Annotated in this window: 25 protein-coding genes and 2 tRNA genes; 8 read left to right on the top strand and 19 right to left on the bottom strand. The window is 46.1% G+C overall.

Annotation, left to right across the window (positions count from 1 at the left end):
- Positions 1–83: 83 nt before the first annotated feature.
- The gene (locus AC1DE7_RS31155) at positions 84–431 is read left to right on the top strand and encodes a hypothetical protein (RefSeq protein ID WP_074093127.1); all 348 of its coding nucleotides are present in this window, start codon (positions 84–86) and stop codon (positions 429–431) included.
- Positions 432–677: 246 nt separating this feature from the next.
- Here AC1DE7_RS31155 and AC1DE7_RS31150 read toward each other — a convergent pair whose 3' ends face one another.
- The 4 genes from AC1DE7_RS31150 to AC1DE7_RS31135 form a co-directional block, all read right to left on the bottom strand.
- Entirely contained in the window at positions 678–905 is a 228-nt protein-coding gene (locus AC1DE7_RS31150) for a cold-shock protein (RefSeq protein ID WP_017691121.1), read from the bottom strand.
- Positions 906–1,094: 189 nt separating this feature from the next.
- Positions 1,095–1,295, bottom strand: a complete 201-nt coding sequence (locus AC1DE7_RS31145; protein ID WP_024633772.1) for a cold-shock protein — start codon at positions 1,293–1,295, stop codon at positions 1,095–1,097.
- 395 nt (positions 1,296–1,690) lie between these two features.
- Complete coding sequence (locus AC1DE7_RS31140) at positions 1,691–1,927, bottom strand: DUF6953 family protein (RefSeq protein WP_477535842.1); 237 nt, start codon at positions 1,925–1,927, stop codon at positions 1,691–1,693.
- A 150-nt stretch (positions 1,928–2,077) separates the two neighbouring features.
- Positions 2,078–2,866, bottom strand: coding sequence for a CPBP family intramembrane glutamic endopeptidase (locus tag AC1DE7_RS31135; protein WP_315371172.1), 789 nt, complete (start codon positions 2,864–2,866; stop codon positions 2,078–2,080).
- A gap of 304 nt (positions 2,867–3,170) precedes the next feature.
- On the opposite strand from AC1DE7_RS31135, the gene AC1DE7_RS31130 reads away from it, so the two are divergent.
- The gene (locus tag AC1DE7_RS31130) at positions 3,171–3,842 is read left to right on the top strand and encodes a phosphatase PAP2 family protein (RefSeq protein ID WP_477535841.1); all 672 of its coding nucleotides are present in this window, start codon (positions 3,171–3,173) and stop codon (positions 3,840–3,842) included.
- Positions 3,843–3,976: 134 nt separating this feature from the next.
- On the opposite strand, the gene AC1DE7_RS31125 is transcribed toward AC1DE7_RS31130, so the two are convergent.
- The gene (locus AC1DE7_RS31125; protein WP_036607966.1) at positions 3,977–4,756 is read right to left on the bottom strand and encodes a helix-turn-helix transcriptional regulator; all 780 of its coding nucleotides are present in this window, start codon (positions 4,754–4,756) and stop codon (positions 3,977–3,979) included.
- A 112-nt stretch (positions 4,757–4,868) separates the two neighbouring features.
- Here AC1DE7_RS31125 and pyk point away from each other — a divergent pair, with 112 nt between their 5' ends.
- A complete protein-coding gene (pyk, locus tag AC1DE7_RS31120) occupies positions 4,869–6,284 on the top strand; it encodes a pyruvate kinase (RefSeq protein ID WP_036607968.1) in 1,416 nt (471 codons plus the stop codon).
- A 145-nt stretch (positions 6,285–6,429) separates the two neighbouring features.
- Here pyk and AC1DE7_RS31115 read toward each other — a convergent pair whose 3' ends face one another.
- Positions 6,430–7,959 carry a methyl-accepting chemotaxis protein gene (locus AC1DE7_RS31115; protein ID WP_477535840.1) on the bottom strand — a complete coding sequence of 510 codons (1,530 nt, stop codon included), beginning with the start codon at positions 7,957–7,959 and terminating at the stop codon, positions 6,430–6,432.
- 177 nt (positions 7,960–8,136) lie between these two features.
- Entirely contained in the window at positions 8,137–8,586 is a 450-nt protein-coding gene (locus AC1DE7_RS31110; RefSeq protein ID WP_282319669.1) for an SRPBCC family protein, read from the bottom strand.
- 257 nt (positions 8,587–8,843) lie between these two features.
- On the opposite strand from AC1DE7_RS31110, the gene AC1DE7_RS31105 reads away from it, so the two are divergent.
- Positions 8,844–9,581 carry a WecB/TagA/CpsF family glycosyltransferase gene (locus AC1DE7_RS31105; RefSeq protein WP_477535839.1) on the top strand — a complete coding sequence of 246 codons (738 nt, stop codon included), beginning with the start codon at positions 8,844–8,846 and terminating at the stop codon, positions 9,579–9,581.
- Between the two features lie 93 nt (positions 9,582–9,674).
- Here the strand turns inward: AC1DE7_RS31105 and AC1DE7_RS31100 are convergent, their stop codons facing one another.
- Positions 9,675–10,208 (bottom strand): MOSC domain-containing protein, encoded by a 534-nt coding sequence (locus tag AC1DE7_RS31100; RefSeq protein WP_307540572.1) that lies wholly within the window; start codon positions 10,206–10,208, stop codon positions 9,675–9,677.
- Between the two features lie 266 nt (positions 10,209–10,474).
- On the opposite strand from AC1DE7_RS31100, the gene AC1DE7_RS31095 reads away from it, so the two are divergent.
- The 3 genes from AC1DE7_RS31095 to AC1DE7_RS31085 all read left to right on the top strand — a co-directional run bounded on the left by AC1DE7_RS31095 (position 10,475) and on the right by AC1DE7_RS31085 (position 12,368).
- Positions 10,475–10,831, top strand: coding sequence for a DUF1304 domain-containing protein (locus AC1DE7_RS31095; protein ID WP_036608019.1), 357 nt, complete (start codon positions 10,475–10,477; stop codon positions 10,829–10,831).
- Positions 10,832–10,907: 76 nt separating this feature from the next.
- Positions 10,908–11,747, top strand: coding sequence for a DUF4261 domain-containing protein (locus tag AC1DE7_RS31090; protein ID WP_477535838.1), 840 nt, complete (start codon positions 10,908–10,910; stop codon positions 11,745–11,747).
- Positions 11,748–12,008: 261 nt separating this feature from the next.
- Complete coding sequence (locus tag AC1DE7_RS31085) at positions 12,009–12,368, top strand: hypothetical protein (protein ID WP_076254902.1); 360 nt, start codon at positions 12,009–12,011, stop codon at positions 12,366–12,368.
- Between the two features lie 148 nt (positions 12,369–12,516).
- Here the strand turns inward: AC1DE7_RS31085 and AC1DE7_RS31080 are convergent, their stop codons facing one another.
- The 9 genes from AC1DE7_RS31080 to iolD form a co-directional block, all read right to left on the bottom strand.
- The gene (locus AC1DE7_RS31080) at positions 12,517–13,026 is read right to left on the bottom strand and encodes a GNAT family N-acetyltransferase (protein ID WP_051449808.1); all 510 of its coding nucleotides are present in this window, start codon (positions 13,024–13,026) and stop codon (positions 12,517–12,519) included.
- Complete coding sequence (locus AC1DE7_RS31075) at positions 13,023–13,550, bottom strand: hypothetical protein (protein ID WP_282319678.1); 528 nt, start codon at positions 13,548–13,550, stop codon at positions 13,023–13,025. The genes AC1DE7_RS31080 and AC1DE7_RS31075 overlap by 4 nt, the downstream gene beginning before the upstream one ends.
- A gap of 329 nt (positions 13,551–13,879) precedes the next feature.
- Positions 13,880–14,887 (bottom strand): LacI family DNA-binding transcriptional regulator, encoded by a 1,008-nt coding sequence (locus tag AC1DE7_RS31070; protein ID WP_477535837.1) that lies wholly within the window; start codon positions 14,885–14,887, stop codon positions 13,880–13,882.
- 126 nt (positions 14,888–15,013) lie between these two features.
- Complete coding sequence (iolB, locus tag AC1DE7_RS31065) at positions 15,014–15,820, bottom strand: 5-deoxy-glucuronate isomerase (RefSeq protein WP_074093115.1); 807 nt, start codon at positions 15,818–15,820, stop codon at positions 15,014–15,016.
- A gap of 110 nt (positions 15,821–15,930) precedes the next feature.
- On the bottom strand, positions 15,931–16,983 hold the full coding sequence (gene iolG / locus AC1DE7_RS31060; RefSeq protein ID WP_477535836.1) for an inositol 2-dehydrogenase: 1,053 nt from the start codon (positions 16,981–16,983) through the stop codon (positions 15,931–15,933).
- A 69-nt stretch (positions 16,984–17,052) separates the two neighbouring features.
- Positions 17,053–18,528: a CoA-acylating methylmalonate-semialdehyde dehydrogenase gene (locus tag AC1DE7_RS31055; RefSeq protein ID WP_244898267.1), complete on the bottom strand. Its 1,476-nt coding sequence runs from the start codon at positions 18,526–18,528 to the stop codon at positions 17,053–17,055.
- Positions 18,529–18,626: 98 nt separating this feature from the next.
- Positions 18,627–19,637: a 5-dehydro-2-deoxygluconokinase gene (gene iolC, locus AC1DE7_RS31050; protein ID WP_036671941.1), complete on the bottom strand. Its 1,011-nt coding sequence runs from the start codon at positions 19,635–19,637 to the stop codon at positions 18,627–18,629.
- 198 nt (positions 19,638–19,835) lie between these two features.
- Entirely contained in the window at positions 19,836–20,738 is a 903-nt protein-coding gene (gene iolE, locus AC1DE7_RS31045; RefSeq protein ID WP_477535835.1) for a myo-inosose-2 dehydratase, read from the bottom strand.
- 53 nt (positions 20,739–20,791) lie between these two features.
- Positions 20,792–22,657 (bottom strand): 3D-(3,5/4)-trihydroxycyclohexane-1,2-dione acylhydrolase (decyclizing), encoded by a 1,866-nt coding sequence (gene iolD, locus AC1DE7_RS31040; protein WP_477535834.1) that lies wholly within the window; start codon positions 22,655–22,657, stop codon positions 20,792–20,794.
- A 269-nt stretch (positions 22,658–22,926) separates the two neighbouring features.
- Here iolD and AC1DE7_RS31035 point away from each other — a divergent pair, with 269 nt between their 5' ends.
- A complete protein-coding gene (locus tag AC1DE7_RS31035; RefSeq protein ID WP_282319685.1) occupies positions 22,927–23,052 on the top strand; it encodes a hypothetical protein in 126 nt (41 codons plus the stop codon).
- On the opposite strand, the gene AC1DE7_RS31030 is transcribed toward AC1DE7_RS31035, so the two are convergent.
- Both AC1DE7_RS31030 and AC1DE7_RS31025 read right to left on the bottom strand, forming a co-directional pair.
- Positions 23,052–23,122: transfer RNA gene (locus AC1DE7_RS31030), tRNA-Gly, on the bottom strand. The genes AC1DE7_RS31035 and AC1DE7_RS31030 overlap by 1 nt on opposite strands.
- Before the next feature lie 10 nt (positions 23,123–23,132).
- Positions 23,133–23,206: transfer RNA gene (locus tag AC1DE7_RS31025), tRNA-Pro, on the bottom strand.
- Positions 23,207–23,280: the final 74 nt, after the last annotated feature.

The raw sequence follows: 23,280 nt of genomic DNA, 5'->3' as shown, positions 1-23,280 counted from the left end.
TCCATACCAATTGGTCTTCTTTTTACTATGATATACAAACCGTTGAATTCAAGCGGCAACCGCATCTAATGAGGAGGATTTGCATGTACAGAATTAATCGGGTATGTGAAGAAACGGTTTCTCCGCACGTTGGACGTTCCGTTTGTCTCGTTATGAACGACGGTAAGCATATGTATGGTACGCTTAGTCAATGTCGTGATGGCAAAATTTATTTGAACGGGTGTTTCGAGGGACCACGGCTGTGTTCAGTCAAATCCAAACAGCAGCTGGTAAAAAGCAGCAAGAAAAACGCTGTTGCAACAAAAAAAGTTAAATCTTCGGCCTACGGTCGATATGGTTACGGAGGATACGGTGGGGGTTACGGCTATGGAGCAGGAATCGATCTGGCTCTGGTAGCAACATTGTTTCTGCTACCGTTCCTGTTCATCTAAATTCCAATCTGATCGTTGTAAAAATTGTAGTCATAACAAAGACCCTTTTTGCTTATAGCGAAAAGGGTCTTTATCTTTTTCATACGATTCACGTCAATTACACTATATTTACTGTTAAAAAATGATACAAAAAAAGGCATTCGCCAAAACGAATGCCGGGAACTTCATATTTAATACCCTTACCTTCGCAGAGGGTGTCTATTTGATCTTAAAAAAAAACACCTCGTTAGAGGCGGGTAAGCTATGTTAAATCCGATTTCCTTTAGGCATCGTTTTCAGATTACTATTCGAATTCTCAAGCAATGGTAGCATCCTAGTCGTGCTGACCATCTCAGAAGCACATATCGGACAAGTAGGTACGTTATCAAACGCAAAATTGTCCCGCATCCATCCTTTGCACGTATCACTAGTACATTCCCAGATTGCTGCATCAGCTTGTGGAATCTCTTCCAACGGTTTTTTGCGATTATACATGACTTCTACCCCCTTTGTTATGGAAAAACATCTAACCGACGTTATTTCACAGAAGCCTACACTTAGCGGAAGTTTCACGTCCCACCGGACTCCTGCCTCGACAACTAATGGGCCGACTTTTTATATAACTGATCAAAAAAAAGAAGCTGCCTTTACCATTATAACATGTTAAAGGCAGCTATGCTTTAATTACAGTTTTACAACTTCTTCTGCTTGAGGACCACGGTTTCCTTGTACAATTTTAAATTGCACGCGTTGACCTTCGTCCAGCGTTTTGAAGCCTTCGCCTGTAATAGCGCTGAAGTGTACGAATACATCTTCTCCGCCTTCAACTTCGATAAAACCGAAGCCTTTATCAGCGTTGAACCATTTTACTGTTCCGTTTTGCATGTGAATTACACCTCCAAATAAAGATTAACATGTTCCTTTGTTCTTTGCAGCAAGCAAATAAAAATTCACACATTGAAAAAGGTACCAGTCATAAACCTATAAGTGATCGCCCTTTACAATATATGAATTAGGTTTTCCACTCTCTACAACTTGTTTTTATTATAACTCCATTTCAGCCAAAAAGCAAATCTTTGTATTTTCTTTTCAAACAGCTTTGGAAATACATGTTATTAACACGCGTGGGGCCAGGGTTTATCACGCTTATGTGCCTGGTCGCTTGCGTACGGTCTTATGAAAGGATATGCAGATCTAATCCATCTTATACATTTTTTATATAATATTCTGACATGCATATCCAACACAACCAATGAATCATCTTACTCCAGTATAACACACTATGTCCATGCCCACATAAATGCATCCCGATCCCAGGCGATCTGCCCACGATGAAGCTTTCGGAAAGCCTTCTTCACTTCCTTGGACAATGATGTATTGCCGTTCTCGTTCACAAAAACAAACTCTTCGCCAAAATGGGTCTTCACATATTCTATGGCAACTTCCTGATGAAGTGTTCCTGTGAATTTAATCTCCTGTACCATCCATTCCGCTACACCTTGTGCTGTCTTCTCCACTATATCACCTACTGTCTAAACCTAATGTACGGATAGGCAGACCTCGTATCATGAACATATCTGTCTTCCCGTCAGACTGAAGTATACCATGATCCAACTGCTGACGGGAAACTGTATGATAACTACTTTCAAGCAATACCCGCAATACCCTTAATGAACAACCGTATTCGCTTGCTCACTCCCTTTGGATGGAATGGACGAATTTGTTCGAATGCTCCACACTAACCATGCACAGTAAGCAATCAGTACTGCCAGTATAAACAGATCGTAAGGGAGTGTACCTGTGTCCTCCAGATCATTCCCTAGAAATTGAATCAGATTATGTATGAAATGAAACAATATAAGCGGTACGATATTTCCGTTCTTCAGCATCAATAACGCCAGTACAGCTCCCAGGAGCAGCGCATAGATCAATTGTATGATCGTATCCGTCATATCCTGACCAGACAATGCGTTCAATAGATGTGTAATGGAAAACAAGATGCTGGAGGTCACAACTGCGGCCACTGCACTTTTTTGAAGCAAGGTCTTGAAGATAAGCCCCCGATAGATCGTTTCCTCAACAAAAGCTACGAGCAAGGTAAAAAAGATGAAAAAGGCTACCCGTGACAAGCTCAGCTCCCCAAATCCTTTCAGGGCAAGTGTACCCAGTACAAGGAGTAGTGGAATATAATACTTTGCATGGCCAGCTGGGATACTTCGCAAAGATCGGAAGCCAGTCTCTCTCCACTTGCGCCTTAACGTCAGATAGATCATCAGAACAATGGCGATGGGTGTAAAGGAAATGAGTACAGGGGAAGTGTAGTCGAGTTGTTTTATCGTTGCAATGGCCCCTGCTGCAAATACGGCTAACAGGAGAAGCAGCTCAATAATCACAACGGTGAGTACAGGTTTCCGCTCGGAAAAGGAATGTTTTGGCTTGGCTTGCGGATTAATCATACATTTGCCTACCTCGTTTCATTTATGTTTTCCGTTGTCATAAGAACTTATATGCCAATATAGTTGTATCACATCATCCGAATATTGAATATCCCTATTATGGATAAAATTATAAAAGTAACAAAAAAGAGACTTATCCTAACCTCTTTTCCCCTAAAATCAGGTATGGCTTATACCTTTATCTGTCCATTATAGTATTACAAGAGTTCAAAGTTGCAGGGGTGTGGCGACTCTTCAGCGTCTTATATCTATGAAGTACCCATAACGATAGACTCACAATGCATAATGAAAACAGGGGGATACTATGAAAGCATTCTTTCAGCGCTGGGGGCATTTACTGGCTATTCTGTGCATACCGCTCCAAGGCTCCATTTACGTATTTCTAGGCAGCAACACCGGAAGTGATGTCTTCTACAATTATGCTTGGATTGACACACAGATTCCTTTTCTCAAAGAATTTATTTATCCGTACATTAGCTGGATGCCCATTCTGTATCTTGGATTTCTCTATTTGGGTCTGACGAACAAGTCACTATTCTGGCGTACGTTGATTACCTATAATGTTGGTGTCATGGCTGCCAATGTCTGTTTTGCGGTGTTCCCTACCCATGTCCCGCGCCCGGAGGTCGGCGGAACTGATCTGAGCAGCGTGTTAGTACAGTTTATCTATACCAATGATGCGCCCTTCAACTGTTTCCCAAGTGTTCACGTTCTGACCAGCTATTTGCTGTTTATTGTGATTAACAGACACTTGAACTTTAGGCCTTTGGCACGGATTTCTTGGTCGGTATGGCTGTGGTTGATCATTGCTTCGACGGTGTTTGTAAAACAGCATTCCTTGCTGGACATCGCTGGAGGCATTTTGTTTGCTGAGGCCGCGTATTGGACTGTACATGTCTTTGCTCTTCGTCTTGGGCAGACACAAAAAAAAGGCAAGCAGCCACTCACAGCTTCTAACCCAAGCAGTCATGTATAACGACATTTATAGATGTAACAGGTGGGATGATGAATCTGCTATACAGCAAAAGAGGGCATAGGCCCTCTTTTTTTGTACTCATTGAATTAAACCTACTTATATAGAAGAACTTTATTTTGGTTGGACTACGCGTTTCATGCTATAGGTGGCCGTTCATGAAGAAGGTCTGACGGTGGACTTCCGGTTATACGTTTGAATATGCGGTAAAAATAAGACAGATCCCGGTAGCCGAGAAATTCGGCAATTTCCTGGATGGAGAGTTGTGACTCGGTGAGCAGATATATGGCCCGTTTCATCCGTTGATCATGGACATATTGACTGATGGTCTGATTTGTCATGCTTTTGAATAATGCGGCAGCATAATTGGGAGTTTTATTGATCTCGTCCCCGAGTTCTTCCTTCGTCACTTTCTCCCGATAATGCCGCTCAATATATCGCTTCATCCGTTCAACATGATTATGCCTCTCCGGCGGGATAACTCCACGATCAAGCTCCCTGTTCATATAAATCAACACTTCCATCAATAAGGCTTGGCTCATCATGACATAATAAGACGGACGCTCCTGCCATTGTTGATAAATAGCGCTCATGCGTTGATGGATCAGTTCGTAACATCCAGGTTTATGCCGCAAAGCCTCATACCGTTCCAGTGCAGGCAGAGTTTCGGTATGGTCGCGTTGCAATTGAATTACAATCTGTGTGTGCGTTACTGTAGGAATACTCTTGCCGTAATATGGGGTACCACCTGGAATGAGGAGCAATTCCCCCTTTTCCATGATCTGTTTATCACCGTTCACCCAATATACACATTTTCCATAAGTAACCAAGCTAAGCCGCCAAGTTTCTTGAGATTGCACAGCTTCTTCGTACCAACCGACACCATTAATATGTCGTACTTCAAGTGGAGTGACCATAACACACCTCATTATCGGACTATACTCTAATCATTGTACTATAGTTCATACCCTGATTCGACAGAAAACGCTACAATACACATATAAGCTTAAATATGAGGAGGAAATTAGCATGTTAAAAACAAAAATTATTTGTACCATGGGACCTGCTTGTGACTCAATCGAATTGTTAAAAGTAATGATTCAGGAAGGTATGACCGTTGCCCGTCTGAACATGGCTCATGGCGAACTGGAAGATCACGTTACACGGATTAATAATATCCGCAAAGCAGCTTCCGAACTGAACACCTATATACCGATCATGATGGACATCAAAGGGCCGGAAGTACGTATCGGTAAACTGAAAGAAGCATCCTGCCATCTGCAAGCGGGTAAAGAGCTGATCCTGACTACCGAAGAAATTCTTGGTGACGCTGAGCGTATCTCGGTAAACTATCCGGAACTGAACCTCGTTGTGAAACCTGGCGATCGTATCCTCATCGATGATGGCCTTGTGGATCTGACTGTACTGTCTGTAGAAGGATCCGATATCCATTGTAAAATCATCAGTGGCGGCATTCTGAAACCACGCAAAGGGGTTAACTTGCCAGGAATCAAAACGACATTGCCAGGTGTAACCGAGCGTGACGTTATGCACATCGGATTTGGGATCGAAAACGATATCGAAATTATCGCAGCATCCTTTGTTCGTAAAGGTGATGACATCCGTGAAATCCGCAGCATTTTGAAAGAACGCGGTGTAGACCACGTTCAGATCATCTCCAAAATCGAAAACCAGGAAGGTATGACCAACCTGGACGATATTATTGAAGCATCTGACGGCATCATGGTAGCTCGTGGAGATCTCGGGGTTGAAGTTCCGATCGAAGACGTACCAATGATGCAAAAAGAAATGATCGATAAATGTAACCGCGCTGGTAAACCAGTTATCGTAGCTACACACATGCTGGAGTCCATGCAAGTGAACCCACGCCCTACTCGTTCCGAAGTTAGTGACGTGGCCAATGCTGTACTTCAAGGTGCTGACGTTGTGATGTTGTCCGGTGAATCAGCTGCTGGTAAATATCCGGTACAATCCGTGCGCACGATGGCTGCTGTTGCTCGCCGTGCTGAAACGATGATCGATTACAAAGAGCAATTCGCACAAAAATCGGCTCAACAGATCGCTGATATTACTGAAGTTATCAGTCAGGGCGCTGTAAGTTCTTCCCTCGTACTGAATGCAAAAGCAATCATCACTTCAACTGAGAGTGGATTCACAGCACGTATGATCTCCAAGTATCGTCCAAAAGCACCAATCATCGCAGTTACACAACATGAAGAAGTATTGGCGAAAATCTGCCTGCTCTCCGGTGTTATTCCGGTTATGGGCGACAAAGTAACCACAACGGATGAAATGTTCGAGTCTGCTACGCGTAACGCAATCAAAACAGGTTACATTGAAAAAGGTGATATCATTGTGTTGTCCGCTGGTGTTCCAATCGGTCAATCCGGTAATACAAACCTGATCAAAGTTCAACAAGTTTAATTCAATAACTGAACTGAAGCTATATATCTTAGCTATAAAATAGAAATAGAAATACAAAAAACCACCGGGAGCAGAAATGCTTCCCGGTGGTTTTTTGTTGATGTTGTTGCCAATGATTGTGATGTTATAACAAACGGCTTCGAGATTATAGATTCCTCGAGTAATTAACCAGATCCTGTGACATGGTGTTGATCTCATCCATTGAAGCATTCACCTGTTGTGTCAGAGCAGCTTGATTTTGCGTTAACGTGGACATATTACCGATGTGCTCAAGAATCTGATCAATCAGTGTTTTCATTTTCTGCATGCTATCTTCGATATTTACTGTGGCCTCCGAACTGTGATCAGCCAGTTTCCGCACTTCACCTGCAACGACGCCAAATCCCAGTCCCAGCTCTCCCGCTCGTGCAGCTTCAATGGCTGCATTCAACCCGAGCAGATTGGTCTGACTCGCAATCTCTCGAATAAACACAGTGATATTCTTCGTATCATCTGCACTGCTTTTCACTTGAATGGCTGCATCGGCAGATAATTCCTGCGCAGTCACCAGATCCTGTGCCTGATCGGTAATCGAGTTGATTCCACGTACCATCTCGCCAATGGACTCCGACAATTGTTTTGTTTTCAGATTCATGGCTTCCACGATCTGTTCCTTATTCTTCTCATGGGTAACATCTCGAATGGTTCCAGCTACACGGAGTGGTACTCCATCCTGATCCCGAATGGTCTCCCCACCCGCGTGATACCACCGATACTCCCCGTCTTTGCGCTGCAGACGATAATCCAGATCGTACGGTGTACGACCACTGTAATCGTTCATATGTCTGGCAAATTCGTTGATCGTCCGATCATGGTCTTCCGGATGAAGTCGGCTGCTCCAGCTGCTGAACACATTCGGGAAATCCTGCTCGTCTTTAAACCCTAACTCTTTACGGAACTGGGGTGACCACCAAAATTCATTGTTCGGATTAACTACATCTCCAGCCACAACGGTCATATCCCACGGAGCCTCCACCAAGGCGCGGTTAACCAGATCATATCGGGTGACGAGTGCTTCCAGCTCATCAGACTTGCTCTTCTCCTCATGAATATCAAACATGATGCCCAGGAGTTTGACCGGAACTCCAGCCTGATTTCGGATGACTTGTCCAAGGCATCGGAACCAGCGGATTTCTCCACTTTTTGTAATCATACGGCTGATGACGTTATAGGCAGTTGTTGCTTTTGTGTCATTCACATGTTTCATAATCTCCTGCACCAGGTGGGGTCTGTCATCCGGATATATCGATTTGGCCCAGCTTGCAAATGAATCGGGATAATCCTTGGCATTATGGAAGCCTAACATTTGGCGGAATTCATTCGAAAATGCGACGATATTATTGTTATCCAGTGGATCACCAGCAACAATTTCAGATTCCCATAATCCCACGTTCATCGCCTGATTCAGCATTCTAAGGCGCATTTCCACGTCTTCGTTCTGAGCTTTCATCATATGTACTGCTTTTTTGATATTACTAGCTATTTCATCGGTATCCTGAAACTCAATGCCATCTTCGATCCATGCGTCATAGTCGCCCTTTTCTGCGTTTGCTACCAGTTTACGACTATACTCCAATAATCTCTGATGAGTATCTGTACGAAGGTGTTTGGTCGAATCATTATGTTTACGAAACATGCTCATTTCTCCTCTTAGCTCATATGTTATATATTTCGACATTATCAGACATTAAGTGTAGAGCAATGGTCTTAATTTTGTATAAAAACAAGAACCAGCGCTGAAACAGCACTGGTTCTTATATTAAATGCCTTTATTTTTTATGAAAATAAATCTTAAATGACTACCTCTTCCCAGCTACCAGCCAAAATTCAGTGTTTTCCCCGTCTCCACCCAAGTTTTGATGCTGCTTAGAATCATCCACCAGCTGCTCTGTGCATTCGCAACGGAAGGATGGTTATCTGTAAATTGATCATTGATCAGCGTCAGCTTCGTACACTCACCTACAGTTTCCAACTGGAAGACCACTCTGGATTGAAGCTCGGCATGATTCGCATGGTACGACGGACCAGGATGCTCCTGATAACTAAGTCTGGACAACGGTTCAAATTCTAATATATCTCCATACACATGGACAGTCTCCGCACCATCATTGCCCGGTCCTACATAAGCAAACGGCTGACCTGGTTGGAAATTGGTGCGGAGTTCGCTGCCGAAAAAACTATTCCGTGTGCCGTCTGGTGATATTAGAGCATTCCACACCTCTTCCAGTCCTGCATTGATATAGAATTCATATTTCAGTTCCATGGACTCACTCCCTTTATGTATTGGATAAGCGATCTGCCAACCTCGCACCCCTATCCTATCGTTATACCCCAAAGGCCGTATTGTAAAAACGCGACAACAGGTAAAATATAAGCTCTTTATGTTTTTGGGAATGTTATACCATGATCCCAACGGATTGCGCCTATATAGTGCTTTCCCAGAAGATCAGATATACTAAACTGGAATGAAATAACAGGTCTGTTCAAGGTAATGCGACTAATTAAGAAAGGAAATGAGATATGAGCCAATCAACCAATATTATGGGTATCCCTTTTCCCAATGTCACGATGGATCAAACCGTTGCGATCCTTGATAAAGTCGTAGATCAGGAAAGCAATGAACTCTTCCATGTCATCACAGGTAATCCCGAGATTGTTATGTCCTGTCAAAAGAATGCCTCTCTTCGCAAGGTTGTCGATCAAGCCGGGTTGGTCACGGCTGACGGTGCTGGCATTGTGATGGTATCCCGTTTCCGCGGCGGACAATTGACTGAACGGGTAACCGGTTGTGATCTGCTATTTCGTTTATTGGAGGAAGGTGATCGAAAACACTGGTCATTCTACATGCTGGGAGCAGAGGAAAGCGTCAGTGAACAGGCAATAAAGGTCATTGCACAGCGTTACCCCGGAGTTATCTTAAAAGGCAGACACCATGGTTACTTCCAGGCAGATGAGGAACAACAGATTGTGGAAGAGATTTTTCTTGCTCAACCAGACTTTCTTATCGTGGCTCTTGGCGCCCCCCATGCGGAACACTGGATTAACAAGTATCGCCACCAGTTGAACGCTCGTGTAGCCATAGGTGTTGGAGGCAGTCTCGATATCGTGGCCGGCAAAACCAAACGTGCCCCTGCGATATGGCAGAAGCTTAACCTGGAATGGCTCTATCGCCTCCTCAGTCAACCTTCGAGATGGCGCAGGCAACTCGTTTTACCCCGCTTTGCTGTGCGGGCATTGTTGTTCAGAGAACCTAAATAATGTGAGATGAGCAATACACCAAGGAATACTTACACTCTAGACATCCGCATGGTGAGCGCCGAGGGCGGATCAATTAGAAACCTGTCCTGAAAATCAGGACAGGTGAATGACTTCTATGGTATCCCCCGTGTGAATTACACCTTCCCGTTCAACCGAGCATACAATCCCACGTTTTTTGCGAGCCGCAGGCACGAATTTTTTGCGCAAACCGTCCTGTTCATAGAATTGTTCAATCATTTTTCCCGGATGTACACAGGGAAGGTTCTCCCCTTCGCATATTAACCCTGTCCCGTTTGGAAATAGGAGCCGCGTTCCAGCAGGCAGTTCCGTCAATCGATCAATGCCACGAACCAGTATATTGGCACCAAGCCACTCTGGACGCACTTCAGGAATGTTCATTTTCTCAGCAATAAGAGCACATTCTTCCTCGGAAACAATACTGATCTGGCGGCGATTCGCAATCGGTGTACCGCGCTTGTAGATTTTCTGACGTGAGTCCGCCGGACGAAGTAGACCATAATGACGGTCACCCGGAATTCCTGCAAGCTCAATGTCGATAAAAGGTACAACTCGGGTCACAAATGTGGATGGATCATCAGCCAACAAGACAAATTGAACCGTTCCCATAGTAATCTCCTCCCTTTCCTGAGCAATATCACTTCTTTATTGTTCATTATTACCCAATGAATGGATTGTCGACAATCGGCGTATGCTTACCTTTGTAACCATTTTTTAATTTCAACATCATAACTCAACTGGAAAACGATAAATAATTTTAATAATACGCAATTAAATTGTTACAAATTATATTTGCTCTTTCCGTTCTTGTTGCAAACATTTATACTAGGATGGACAAGTAAATAAATTACATATCAGAAAGCAAGGTGTTTCCTTTGATTAGTATCATTTTTGTAGCTCTTGTAGCTGTCGAACACTTCTATATCATGGTGATGGAGATGTTTATGTGGACTCGTCCACGCACAATGAAAACCTTTAATCTCACGCCGGAATTCGCCAAATCCACCAAATCTCTCGCGGCCAATCAAGGTCTTTACAATGGATTTCTTGCGGCAGGTCTGATCTGGGGACTCGTATATCCGGATGCTGCCGTTGGACAGCATATTCAGATTTTCTTCCTGGCGTGTGTGATTATTGCGGCTCTTTATGGAGGAGCAACTTCTTCACGGTCGATCATTATCAAACAAGGTTTGCCTGCGATCATTGCGTTGTTGCTAGTTCTGTTCCTGTAATTTCTGTCGAATGGTGCATTGCTTAGATTCATGTTAACTCCTTTATGGTAAGGTAGTGAATAGATAGCAGTGTACAATGACCAGAATCGTTCTGGAATTGGAAGGAGAACATGTCATGGGATTGTTTGACAAGCTTCGGCGGCGCAAAAAGGAGAAAGTACCTGCAGGTGGTGCTGTCGAATCGACGAATTACAGTGAAACCATCGTGGGTTTTGTCCTGCTGGAGCGTGACGATTGTGATTTTGACCTCTTCATCAGGAACATGAAGAACGAATGGGATATCGAGATTGAAGAACGCCCAGAGGAGGGCAATCTCTTTTTCGAAGTGAAGGGGATGCAGGTGGTATGTGCTCACATTGCTGCGCCTGTGCCTGACCGTGAAGTTGAGGAGAATGCCAAGTTAAACATCCTTTGGCGAGAAGCGGAACAAGTTACCTCACGGCACCAGTCTCAGATTATTGTCTCTGTTCTGAACGCAACAGATGCAATTGAGGGACATGTTCTGTTCACTCAAACAGCAAGTGCCTTGTTACAGTTGGATCACGCGCTGGCCATATACATGGCCCCACTTGTTGTTGAAGCCAGTCAGTATGTCGAAACCAGCCGTGGGATCAAACATGATGAGTTGCCAGTCTCGCTCTGGATTTTCATCGGATTATTCCAAAATGCCGAAGGCGCTTCAGCTTACACTTACGGACTACGTAACTTTGGAAAAGAAGAGATGGAGATTATGCAATCGTCTGAATCCTTAAGCGATGTATTTGAGATGATGTTCATGACCACAACGTATGTGGTTGAGAACGACGTCACACTGCATGATGGGGAAACACTAGGCTTCTCGGCAGAACAAAAGCTGAGCATTTCCCTTTCCAAAGGTGTAGCAACGGAAGGTAACAGTTTGAAGATTGGCTTCTAATTTACGTAGGATTTTCAATTTATCATGTTACAGTTATAGAGGCCGTCTGGAGTTCATTCTCTGGGCGGCTTTTAGCTATTTAACCTTCCTTCCAATGAAGATATGATAACAATCCCTGAATTTAACTTCCCTAGGAATAAGTAGTCCATAAGAACCACTTAATTATGAATTTAGTTTTCATTCTCGTTATAAAAAGGTATAATTAATAGGCTTATAGTCTCATATATTACATATTTATTTTATTATCGAGGAGTTGCCTACATGTCTGTTAGACGTTTGGATTCAACTAAACCTATTATTGAAATTATCTGGGAAGGTATTGTTTCTCCTGAACATGTCGAACAAACGAATACAGAAATCCAGAGAATAGCGGAACAATTGGGAAATTCGTTTGATGTGCTAGTAGATATGCGGAACATGAAGGCTTTCCCTCAAGACACCAAAGAAAAAATTGTGGAACACCAGAAATTACTGACACATTGGGGTATGAAACGAGCCAGTGTAGCGGTAGGTGGTGCAATCGCCAAAATGCAATTGAATCGGATTTCCAAAGAATCGGCGCACCAGACTGAATTCCAATGGGAAACGTATGACGAGGCTTTGGCATTTTTGTTGAAATAATATTAAAGTGCTACGGACTTAGTATAATAAGAGAGATACCGATGCTGTACATGGCACACAGAAAGAGGCGTTCCCATGAGGAAACGCCTCTTCTTTTGCAGTTCCACGTGGTTTACTCAGTTTTGCCAGTGATCCGAACGCTCATCATTTAAGATTCAAGTTTACTTACACGCACCATCGTTACTGATGTACCATTTAGGGACTCCTCCACAAATCCTAACCGCTTATATAAGCGAATCGCTTGGTTATCCGGGTCAACACTGAGCGAGACTGCTGCAATTCCCCGACGTTCAACCTCATCTAATGCGGTCTGAAGCAGTAAGGTACCTACTCCTTTTCCACGTGCATCTTCCGTTACAGCCATCCCCATCTCTGGCGTAGCTGCATTCACATAACCGTATCCCGCATTCTGATCCGTATAGAATCTTAATGTTATTGAACCTAGTCTCTTGCCCTGCTGGTCAACTGCAACATACCCGAAATCCCCTTCTCTTCCCCAGTCTTCAACGTATTTGGACAGTCCGGGAGTATGAATACTTTCGATTGGAAAAGGTTCATCACCTTCTCTTCTATGCAGGGATGCGTATAACATCTCCCACAGAAAGGGGATATCCTGTTCTTCAATAGGGCGTACATAATAGTTGGTTATGATGGTCATGTTTGCTCCTCCTTCAGCTTTTCAAAAAGGCGGTCCATCTCATTCAGATTAAACTCATTGGTAATCTCGTAGTCCTGAAATTTGTCTCTTGTTTTTGCCTCGCTGTAGATTGAGATGGACTTTTCATTATAAAACGTCAGTCCAAATCCATCGGTAAAGCGACCTTCTTTATTAATGGTAAGTCGCCACTCATAGTAATGCGGATTCCTTTCGGAAACGTCGAATTCCCGTACTCTTTTAAGATCAACATCCTTTAATAGCTTCAGCATATCTCTAATCTTATTGGGATCTGTAATCGTCACTTCATCATCTTCATTATACGGTTCATTGTCGGAGATTTTCCTAATCGTCAGTCGATCCAATGTATCCAGCATCGTCATATGATCTGTGACCTCTGCTCGAAACGTCGTGTGTTTGCTGGGGATATACTTAGTATATTGACCAGAGGTATACATACGCACTGCAATAGCTAAAAAAACAATAATCATGACGATACCCATAATCATCTTGATTTGTCTACTCATCCCAATCCCCTCTCTAGATCTACATAAAACATATAAATTGGTAATTATTGATATATCCCAGTATAACATCTCACTCCTTCTGTTCCAATGTCATTTCTTATCTCTGGTCCCTCAATTACGATGACGTTTTTGGGCTACACTAAAATTGGAACATTTAAATGAACAAGCCGCGTTCTCCCATAGGGTGAGCGCGGCTTGTTTGTTACTTTGTTATATTGTTTTATTACCTATTCAGAACAGGTAAGACGATAACCCTTATCCCGAGCATGAATATACACACGTAGACTTGGCTTCACGTCTGTTCAGCGTACACCGAAAACTATTTGTTTTCAGCCCAATACACGGCCTGCTGATTCTCGGATAACCAGCTCAGGTTTCAGCACAATCTTCTGTGGCTCTTTTTGTTCATCCTTTAACTCTTCAATCAACAGATCTACAGCGCGATGTCCCAGTTCTTCAATTGGCTGGGCAACGGTCGTAAGCGGTGGACTGGTTACCGAAGCCAGAATGGTATTATCAAACCCGATAATCGACACATCCTCTGGCACGCTTAGGCCCAGCTCTTTGGCTGCCTGAAGTGCACCAATGGCCTGAATGTCATTACAACAGAACAAACCTGTTGGGTGATCCTTCTCACCGAGCAGCAATAGCGCCTCTTTTTTGGCCGAGCTCAGGTCAGCTGCCGATTCTCGGATCTGATTCGGTTCCAGCGTATGACCTGCCTTAATCAGGGTTTCACGGAATCCACGTACACGTTCCTGACTGCTGCTGACTTTGGACGGTTCCGACAGAACCGCTACACGGGTGTGCCCAAGTTCAAGCAGATGCTCCGCTGCGAGTGCTCCACCGAGAATGTCATCAATGGTGACTGTATGAACCGACAGGGATGGCATATGACGTGCAATCAATGCGACAGGGATGGACTGCTGCAAAAGTGGTGACAAAATTTCGGCATTATCGATCCCGGTTCCGATCATCATGCCATCGACCCTTTTTTGCTGAAGCAGATTCAGGTAACGCTCTACCCGCTCGTCCTTATTATCCGTACTGCAGATGACCACGCTGTAGCCCAATTGACGGCTTCGATCCTCCACGGCTCTGGCGAGTTCTGCGAAATACGGGTTTGAGATGTCCGGTACGAGCAGCCCCAATGTATACGTCTGCTTCCCTGTAAGTGCAGCTGCGATCGCGCTGGGTTGATAGTGAAGGCGTTCCATGATCTCCATAATCTCAGCGCGCCGCTTCTCGCTGATCTTGCCTTTGCCATTAATGACCTGCGAGACGGTTGCAATGGATACACCCGCCTCGCGTGCTATATCGTATATGGTTGCTTTCATTGTTGTTCCCCATTTGTGCTATATATAAATTTCGTTATACATAGATAATTGTTCTCTTCTCATTATGCAGGGGGAAGTCTGCATACGCAACTTGAAGCCAGCACAATGTGTGTAGCATGAACTGTTTTACTTTTTCATCAACCACTCATGGTCAGGATCGTTATGGAATTTCCAGGTCCGGGTTGGTCCAGCCATCACGTTCAGATAGTAGACCTCATACCCCGGAGGAGCACCTACCGGATGATATCCGTCCGGAACAAGCACCACTTCACCGTTTTTCACTGCTAGCGTCTCGTCCACAGAACGATCATCCGTGTATATACGCTGAATGGCAAACCCCTGCTCAGGCTGTACACGGAAATAATACGTTTCTTCCAGCAAAGATTCATCCGGGAGTGCGTCCCGATCATGCTTATGTGGCGGGTAACTGGACCAATGCCCATCTGGTGTGAATACCTCAACAACGAGCAGACTGTCCGCTTCCTTCTGTTCCGGCAAAATGTTGTGAATCTGGCGTTCCAGATTGCCATATCCTCGTGCCTCTACCCCTACATCTTCGGGTGCAATGAGACGAGCCGGGTACGTGCCTTTACCGGGTGCAACACATATAGCGATTTCCAGTTCGGTACGTGCTGTGATCTGCACTTGATCGGAAGTTGAGACGTAGACCGAATACGGCGGAATTTTCTCGAAAACACTCATTCTTTTTCCGATATTATCCCATGTGTGCTCCCGGGTACTTACATTGGCGAAACCACTGAGAAGCACCACACAGAGTTCTTGATCACCGCTCTCACGGGTTAGCGTCTCCCCCTCCGCCAGCTTCGCTACCTGAAAGCCAACATATTCCCACCCCGCCGACTCCGGTGTTACGTTTATAAGTGTACCGTCTCCCTCCGGGTTGACCACGGGTTTCACAATACGTTCTGACATCTTGTCATCCACTCCTTTCTGTAATCGTCCACAACAACCTGATACTTATAAAAAACAAAAACTTGGACCATTCTTACGCTCTATTAGAAAAAAGTGACTTTAATCATCCACTATGGCGTTGCCGTTTGCGATTCCAGTGACATCCCAGGAACTTCACTCAGCTTCACAGGTCTTCCCCGCTCCATGGACATTTTTGCTGCCAGTGCAATTCGTTCTGCCTGTACTGCATCGTGGCCATCAACGATAACCGGTGTATCATGAATGATTGCATCGATAAAGAGGACTGTCTCCTGTACATATGCTTCATTGTAGCGTTCCAGGAAAAAGTGTAACGGTTTGTCGCGCATAAGCCCGGCCGCTGTACTGATCTCAGCCGTATTTGGATGATCATTCGCCGTTGCGGCGCTGCCCTTCGAGCCAAATACTTCAACACGCTGATCGTATCCGTATACTGCCTGACGGCTGTTATCAATAACACCAATCGCTCCATTGGCAAAAGTCATCGTTACAATCGCTGTATCCACGTCACCATGTTCCGCAAAAACCGGATTGATCAGCACGTTGCCCTGAGCGTACACTTCTTCCACTTCACTCCCGGACAGATAACGGGCCATGTCAAAATCGTGGATCATCATGTCCATGAAGATCCCGCCAGACACCCGGATGTACTCCGCAGGAGGCGGACTCGGGTCGCGAGACGTAATTTTGATAATATGTGGATCACCAATCGTACCATCCTGCACATGCGCACGTATCCGTCTGAAATTGTGATCGAAGCGGCGGTTAAATCCAATTTGCAGCTTCACGCCAGCCTTCTGAACTGCCGCTACCGCCGCTTGGGTCTGTGCCAGATCCATGCTGACCGGCTTCTCGCAGAAGATATGTTTGCCCGCCTGGGCGGCCTGTTCGATCAACGGCACATGTGTATCTGTTGAAGAACAGATCAGCACCGCGTCTACATTAGGCATCGAGATCAACTCGCTGCTGTTCGTTGTTACAACAGGGATGCCACGACTGGAGGCCCAAGCCTCCAATTCAGGACCTGCAAATAAGTCACTGATTCCCACAATCTCGGCATGCGGGTTACGCAGGAGATTGTCTGCATGAATTTTGCCGATCCGTCCAGCACCGATGATGCCAATTCTCACTTTGTCCTTGCCCATTCCGTTATCCTCCCTATGTGCGTCCATATGGGCTGGGCGTTCCCCTTAGCCCGAGTGATGCTCTGGTTGTTACCAGCGCGCCGTTACCATCTTCTTGCGAGTGTAGAATTCAACACCATCCGTACCATTGGCATGTAGATCACCATAGAAGGACTTTTTCCAACCGGAAAACGGGAAAAATGCCATTGGCGCAGGTACGCCCAGGTTAATACCCAACATGCCCGCATCAATCGTTTCACGGAATTGACGCATACTCGCTCCGCTGCGGGTGAACAGACACGCCCCGTTGGCAAAATCGGAACGGTTCGCCAGCTCAACGGCTTCCTCCAGCGTAGACACTCTTGCCACCGAGAGTACCGGAGCAAAGATCTCATCCTGCCAGATTTTCATATTGCTATCAACTTGGTCGAATACCGTAGGCCCTACAAAATAACCGGATTCACCTGTCGCCTGATCCTTACGTCCATCCCGAATCAATGCCGCGCCTTCCTGCTCTCCGGCTTCAATGTAACTGAGTGTACGCTCTTTATGTGGTCCACGGATGACAGGACCGAGGAACACGCCCTCATCCATGCCGTTACCAATGGTAATGCGGTCTGCCGCTTCCACCAGCTTTTGTACCAGTTCGTCAGCCACATCACCCACAGCCACAACAACCGCACATGCCATGCAACGTTCCCCTGCTGAACCAAAAGCTGCACTGGTAATCTCTTTCACGGTTAGATCCAGATCGGCGTCCGGCATAACGATGGAGTGGTTTTTGGCACCCGCGAGTGCCTGTACCCGTTTGCCATGCTTGGATGCAGTAGTGTAGACGTATTCAGCCACAGGTTGTGATCCGACAAAGGAAATCGCTTGAACATCCTTATGTTCCAGCAACCCGTTCACGACATCATGCGCACCGTGAACGATGTTGAGCACGCCGTCAGGAAGCCCCGCTTCCTTGAACAGCTCTGCCAGGCGGCCTGCCAGCAGCGGTGTGCGCTCGGACGGCTTCAGGACAAAGGTGTTACCACACGCAATAGCCAGCGGGAACATCCAGCACGGCACCATCATCGGGAAGTTGAACGGGGTAATCCCCCCAATTACGCCGATTGGGTAGCGGTACATGCCCGACTCCAGTCCTGTCGCGATATCAGGCAGTTGTTTGCCCATCATCAGATTCGGGGCACCTGCCGCGAACTCGACGCATTCAATGCCACGTAATACCTCGCCGTACGCTTCGGCATAACTTTTACCGTTCTCCAGTGTCACTAGGCGAGCGAGCTCTTCCCAATGTTCAACCAGCAACTGCTGGTAGCGGAACAGAATACGTGCACGGCGCGGAACCGGTGTGCTGCTCCAGGATTTGAACGCTTCTTGTGCTGTCTGAACCGCCAGATCCACATCCGCTTGTTCGGACAATGGCACATGTGCAATAACCTCTTCTGTAGCCGGATTCACCACTGGCTCCGTGCGAGTTGACGCTGGGGTTACCCAGGCACCTCCGATCCAGTTTTGTACCATTGTCGCTGTTGCAGACGCTTCAGAAATTCCTTTTCCCATAGCCCTGTCTCCCTTCGCTTATGTGTGATCCCTTATGTTCAACATGTTCATTGTTATAGATCTGTATGAGTGTGTTATTCAAAGTATTGCAACGAGCTTCAAGACACGGTAATCTCGCCCCGATTGCAACGTTCGATGTAGTCATTCACCTGTTCCACCGTTGGCATCGCATCCGAACAGCTGTGGCTCGAAATGACGATACTTGCTGCGCCACTGCCATACGCCATACTGCGCTCAATTGTCCAGCCCTGCATCAATCCATACAGGAACCCAGCCGCATAGGAATCGCCTGCGCCGAACGTTTTGACCACTTTTGCCGGATAGCTGTCCGCACGATGGGAAAGCCCTTCACGCGTATAAGCAATGGATCCTTCCTTCCCGTGTTTGATTACTACAATATTCGCTGAGAAATCAAACCATTTCTGTGCAGTTACTTGATCGCTATGATCCGGATTGTGGTCGAATGTCTCCATCATGTCAAACTCTTCACGTGTGCCGAGGATGATATCGCATTTCTCGGCTGCGAGGTTGTAATAGACCGCTGTCTCTTCGTCCGATGTCCATGTGTATGGGCGATAGTCCAGATCAAACACAATAACTGTGCCATGTTTTTTTGCATACGTTAGTGCCTGTAATACGGCTTCACGGGATGGGCTCTGCGCGAGGGCTGTGCCTGAGATTAACAGCACTTTGGAGTCAGCAATCAACTGCTCTTGTACCTCTTGCGCCTGTAATAACAAATCCGCTACATTGTCCCGGTACATCAGGATACTGCAATCCGTTGGGCTTTTGATTTCGGTAAAAGCAAGCCCTGTCACCGCTCCAGTGTCATCTGTAACTACATTTGATGTGTCGATGCCGTTCTTCTCCAAATAACTCTGGATGAATCTGCCCATCTGGTCACCCGCGATCTTACCGATAAAAGCCGTCTTCATACCCAGTCTGGACATGCCAATCGTAATATTGGCCGGAGAGCCACCTACATACTTCGTAAACGTCATCGTCTCTTCCATCGGGCGATTGATCTCATTGGCGTTCAAGTCGATGCACAAGCGGCCAATCGCGGTGAAATCCTTCTTCCTGGATACCGGAAAGGATACGTAAGTCATTGCATGTGAGCCCCTTTCTGTAGTGGGATTTTCCATGTTGTATATGGATATCTAGACTAGTTACTCATTCCATCGTAAGAACTCGTAAACGGCTAGAGTAAGTCATTTTTATTTTCCAATCGTAACGTTATACTCTTGCTGGCCTTCTTCCTTTTCACTTCATGGGTTTGGCCTCTGACCGCTGCAATGCTGAACAAATCAGCTGTGTTGGTATAAGGACTCCATATAGTTCAAGGAGCGTTTGGCATACTCGTACGGGTTATGAATCGCAGGGTCCTGCTCTCCTTCAAGCATCGCCCAGCCATCGTACCCTCGTGTGATCAGTTCTTGCAGAATTGGTGCAAAATCAATGCATCCATCGCCTGGTACAGTGAACACTCCTCTACGAATACAGCCAACAAAGTCAGATTGCTCCGCGCGTGCTTCATCCAGCACATGCGGGCGGATATCTTTCAGATGGATATAGGCGATCCGATCATAATGTTTGCGTAGCAGTTCAAGTGGATCGGCTCCGCCATAATAGGCATGACCAGTATCATAGAGAAGGTACACGAGAGAAAGGTCTGTCAGCTCCATCAATCGATCAATCTCATCCGGTTGCTCTACCACTGTGCCTCCATGATGATGGTACGTAAGCTTCAACCCATGTTCGCGAGCAATAGCACCTGCTTCGTTCAACCCTTCAGCAAGAATATGCCATTCAGATTCGCTGAGTCTGAGCACTTCTTTTTCATTCGGAGTTCGTCTTGGATCAAAATGAAGTGACCCGCCTACCTCCGCCGTACTGATTACCTTACTGCCCATGGATTGCAGAAACTCCGCATGTCTGCGATAACTGTCCAGCTCCGATTGACGATATGCCGGGTCGGAGAAAAGTACGGATTTCCACTGGGAGACCAGCTTGATATTCCTTTTGCTCAATTCCTCACGCAATATAGCAGGATCGGTAGGATATTTACGTCCCATCTCTGTACCCGTCAGCCCAAGACGCTGAATGTCATCCAGAATCTGTGCACACGTTGTCGCATCACCATGCTCCTTCACATCTTCACCGACCCAATTGATCGGATGAATCCCAAGCTGGAATGGCAGCTTGCTCATTGCCCCACGTCTCCTTTGTCGTTCAACATTGTGGTTCACTATATTAAACCGGATTAAATCGGTCTTGCTTTGGCACGGTTGGCTTGCATGGTGTGATGAGCATGAACTACCTTTTCTTCGGCAGATACCTCAGGTACACCCACATTCCACCATGACTCGTATCCACCTGCGTTGGTTCCAGGCACGACCGGAATCTCAATCAACGTACTCACTGTTTCGTTCTTCGCATCTCGGAGTGCTTGTTCCAGCTGTTCTGCTGTCTCCGCTCTATAGGATTTGGCTCCCATGCTTCGGGCGTGTGTAGCAAAGTCCATTGGCATGTAATCCCCGGTCAGTCGTCCACTCTCGGATTCCCGATAACGGAACTCATTGCCAAACCCGTCACTACCATGTTCCCGCTGCAAATTATGAATACATTGGAATCCATTGTTGTTGAATAATAAAATAGTCATCTTCTTCTGTTCCTGCAAACTGGTCACAAACTCCGAATGCAGCATCAGATAACTGCCATCACCGACCATCGCGTACACTTCACGATCCGGCTCGGCAAGTGCTGCTCCGAACGCTCCACTTACCTCGTACCCCATACAGGAGAACCCATACTCCATGTGATACGTCTTTGGTTCAGACGCACGCCACAGACGATGCAGATCGCCTGGCAGACTGCCCGCCGCACACACAATAACGGAAGATGGATCAATGGTCCGGTTAACGATGCCAACTGCTGTAGTCTGTGCCAGCCCTGATTCATGTTGAGCTACATACAGCCGATCCACTTCTGCATTCCACTCAGCGCGGAGATCAGCGATTTCGGATGCACCATATGCACTTCGGTATTGTCTTTCCTGCAATTCCTTCTGCAAAGCCTGCAATCCTTCGCGTGCATCTGCCAGAATGGCTTCCCCGCCTAACTTGGCGGCATCCATGCTGTTCAAGTTGATGTTGATGAATGAAGCTTCCGGATGTTGAAAAGCAGAGCGGGACGCCGTCGTAAAATCCGAGAACCGCGTACCGACGCCGATCACAACGTCTGCTTCTCTCGCCAGCCTATTGGCTGCTAGAGAACCTGTAACCCCGATGGCCCCCACATTTAGTGGGTGGTCCCAAGAGATTGCGCTCTTGCCCGCCTGCGTCTCGGCGATCGGAATACCAAATGCCTCGGCGAATTCCACGAGCTGGGCGGATGCCTCAGAATACAACACACCGCCGCCTGCAACGAGCAGCGGCTTTCTGCCACGGGCAATCTGCTCCGTTGCCCGTTCAATGGCTGCCTGTACTGGGGGGCGACGATCCAAATAATGTACTTTGCGGGCAAAGAACGATTCCGGGTAATCGTACGCCTCTGCCTGCACATCCTGCGGCAGTGCGAGCGTTACTGCTCCCGTCTCTGCTGGATCGGTTAGCACACGCATGGCCTGTGTAACAGCAATCATCAACTGTTCAGGACGAACGATGCGATCCCAGTATTTACTGACGGCTTTGAATGGATCAGTGGCTGAGATTGTATAATCACTGCTCACTTCCAACTGCTGAAGTACCGGGTCCGGTTCCCGTGTAGCAAAGTTGTCTCCAGGAAGCAATAAAACCGGAATTCGGTTCACCGTTGCAGTAGCTGCCGCCGTAATCATATTCAAAGCACCAGGTCCAATGGATGTAGTACATGCATAGATCTGTCTACGGTTCTTCTGCTTGGCATAAGCCGCTGCCGTATGCACCATGCCTTGTTCGTTCTTGCCTTGCATATACGTCAGGCTTCCCGGACTGCGCTCCAGCGCTTCTCCAATGCCTGTTACATTGCCATGTCCAAAAATACCGATGATTCCCTTCACAAACTTGGTTTCCACCCCGTCAACCGAGATATATTGCTGATCCAGGTATCGAAGCAGTGCCTGAGCCATCGTTAGTCGAATTGTATTCATGAATTGATCGCCGTCCTTTCCTTTACGGGTTAAGCGCTTAATCTAAGTTAAGTTTAAGCGCCTTACCCCTAAAGGTTAAGCGCTTAATTGATATGGTATTACAGGTTAATGATTTACGCAAGCTATTTTTGTAAGCGTTTTTATAAATTGTGATAAAGAAAAGATATTCTTGTGTTCGAACATGTGTTAGACCTTCTCTATTTGAACACTTCCACAATGACTAAGGACAGACTTAAAAGAGAGGGAAATATATCGTGAGGATGGGATACATGCTGGTACATGATATTCAGCCAAATAATCCGTGGTCTTTGTATACAATCATGGTCAATATGCCTGTGAATGCAGAAAAAAAGAAAGAGACGGTGAGTACCGTCTCTTTCTTTTTCAATATATAAGCGGGTGATGGGAATCGAACCCACGCTATTAGCTTGGAAGGCTAAAGTTCTACCATTGAACTACACCCGCATAACAACAATCGGGATGACACGATTTGAACATGCGACCCCCTGGTCCCAAACCAGGTGCTCTACCAAGCTGAGCTACATCCCGTTATATATACCGGCGAGAGGACTCGAACCTCCACGGTTTCCCACTCGATTTTGAGTCGAGCGCGTCTGCCATTC

This window comes from Paenibacillus sp. 10L310 (assembly GCF_056395745.1).
Note: the sequence above shows the minus strand (reverse complement) of the source record. Positions and strands in the feature narration are given on the sequence as shown.

What these genes read in the sequence shown, in the direction of transcription:
- AC1DE7_RS31070 (WP_477535837.1), bottom strand. Translation starts at nt 14,887, where the DNA reads ATGAAAGCAACCATATACGATATAGCACGCGAGGCGGGTGTATCCATT.
- AC1DE7_RS31080 (WP_051449808.1), bottom strand. Translation starts at nt 13,026, where the DNA reads ATGACCATCATAACCAACTATTATGTACGCCCTATTGAAGAACAGGAT.
- AC1DE7_RS31055 (WP_244898267.1), bottom strand. Translation starts at nt 18,528, where the DNA reads ATGGGAAAAGGAATTTCTGAAGCGTCTGCAACAGCGACAATGGTACAA.
- AC1DE7_RS31130 (WP_477535841.1), top strand. Translation starts at nt 3,171, where the DNA reads ATGAAAGCATTCTTTCAGCGCTGGGGGCATTTACTGGCTATTCTGTGC.
- AC1DE7_RS31150 (WP_017691121.1), bottom strand. Translation starts at nt 905, where the DNA reads ATGTATAATCGCAAAAAACCGTTGGAAGAGATTCCACAAGCTGATGCA.
- iolD (WP_477535834.1), bottom strand. Translation starts at nt 22,657, where the DNA reads ATGAATACAATTCGACTAACGATGGCTCAGGCACTGCTTCGATACCTG.
- AC1DE7_RS31085 (WP_076254902.1), top strand. Translation starts at nt 12,009, where the DNA reads ATGTCTGTTAGACGTTTGGATTCAACTAAACCTATTATTGAAATTATC.
- iolG (WP_477535836.1), bottom strand. Translation starts at nt 16,983, where the DNA reads ATGGGCAAGGACAAAGTGAGAATTGGCATCATCGGTGCTGGACGGATC.
- AC1DE7_RS31110 (WP_282319669.1), bottom strand. Translation starts at nt 8,586, where the DNA reads ATGGAACTGAAATATGAATTCTATATCAATGCAGGACTGGAAGAGGTG.
- AC1DE7_RS31155 (WP_074093127.1), top strand. Translation starts at nt 84, where the DNA reads ATGTACAGAATTAATCGGGTATGTGAAGAAACGGTTTCTCCGCACGTT.
- AC1DE7_RS31100 (WP_307540572.1), bottom strand. Translation starts at nt 10,208, where the DNA reads ATGGGAACGGTTCAATTTGTCTTGTTGGCTGATGATCCATCCACATTT.
- AC1DE7_RS31145 (WP_024633772.1), bottom strand. Translation starts at nt 1,295, where the DNA reads ATGCAAAACGGAACAGTAAAATGGTTCAACGCTGATAAAGGCTTCGGT.
- AC1DE7_RS31125 (WP_036607966.1), bottom strand. Translation starts at nt 4,756, where the DNA reads ATGGTCACTCCACTTGAAGTACGACATATTAATGGTGTCGGTTGGTAC.
- iolE (WP_477535835.1), bottom strand. Translation starts at nt 20,738, where the DNA reads ATGAGCAAGCTGCCATTCCAGCTTGGGATTCATCCGATCAATTGGGTC.
- AC1DE7_RS31115 (WP_477535840.1), bottom strand. Translation starts at nt 7,959, where the DNA reads ATGTTTCGTAAACATAATGATTCGACCAAACACCTTCGTACAGATACT.
- AC1DE7_RS31075 (WP_282319678.1), bottom strand. Translation starts at nt 13,550, where the DNA reads ATGAGTAGACAAATCAAGATGATTATGGGTATCGTCATGATTATTGTT.
- AC1DE7_RS31135 (WP_315371172.1), bottom strand. Translation starts at nt 2,866, where the DNA reads ATGATTAATCCGCAAGCCAAGCCAAAACATTCCTTTTCCGAGCGGAAA.
- AC1DE7_RS31105 (WP_477535839.1), top strand. Translation starts at nt 8,844, where the DNA reads ATGAGCCAATCAACCAATATTATGGGTATCCCTTTTCCCAATGTCACG.
- AC1DE7_RS31090 (WP_477535838.1), top strand. Translation starts at nt 10,908, where the DNA reads ATGACCAGAATCGTTCTGGAATTGGAAGGAGAACATGTCATGGGATTG.
- iolB (WP_074093115.1), bottom strand. Translation starts at nt 15,820, where the DNA reads ATGTCAGAACGTATTGTGAAACCCGTGGTCAACCCGGAGGGAGACGGT.
- AC1DE7_RS31035 (WP_282319685.1), top strand. Translation starts at nt 22,927, where the DNA reads ATGCTGGTACATGATATTCAGCCAAATAATCCGTGGTCTTTGTATACA.
- iolC (WP_036671941.1), bottom strand. Translation starts at nt 19,637, where the DNA reads ATGACTTACGTATCCTTTCCGGTATCCAGGAAGAAGGATTTCACCGCG.
- pyk (WP_036607968.1), top strand. Translation starts at nt 4,869, where the DNA reads ATGTTAAAAACAAAAATTATTTGTACCATGGGACCTGCTTGTGACTCA.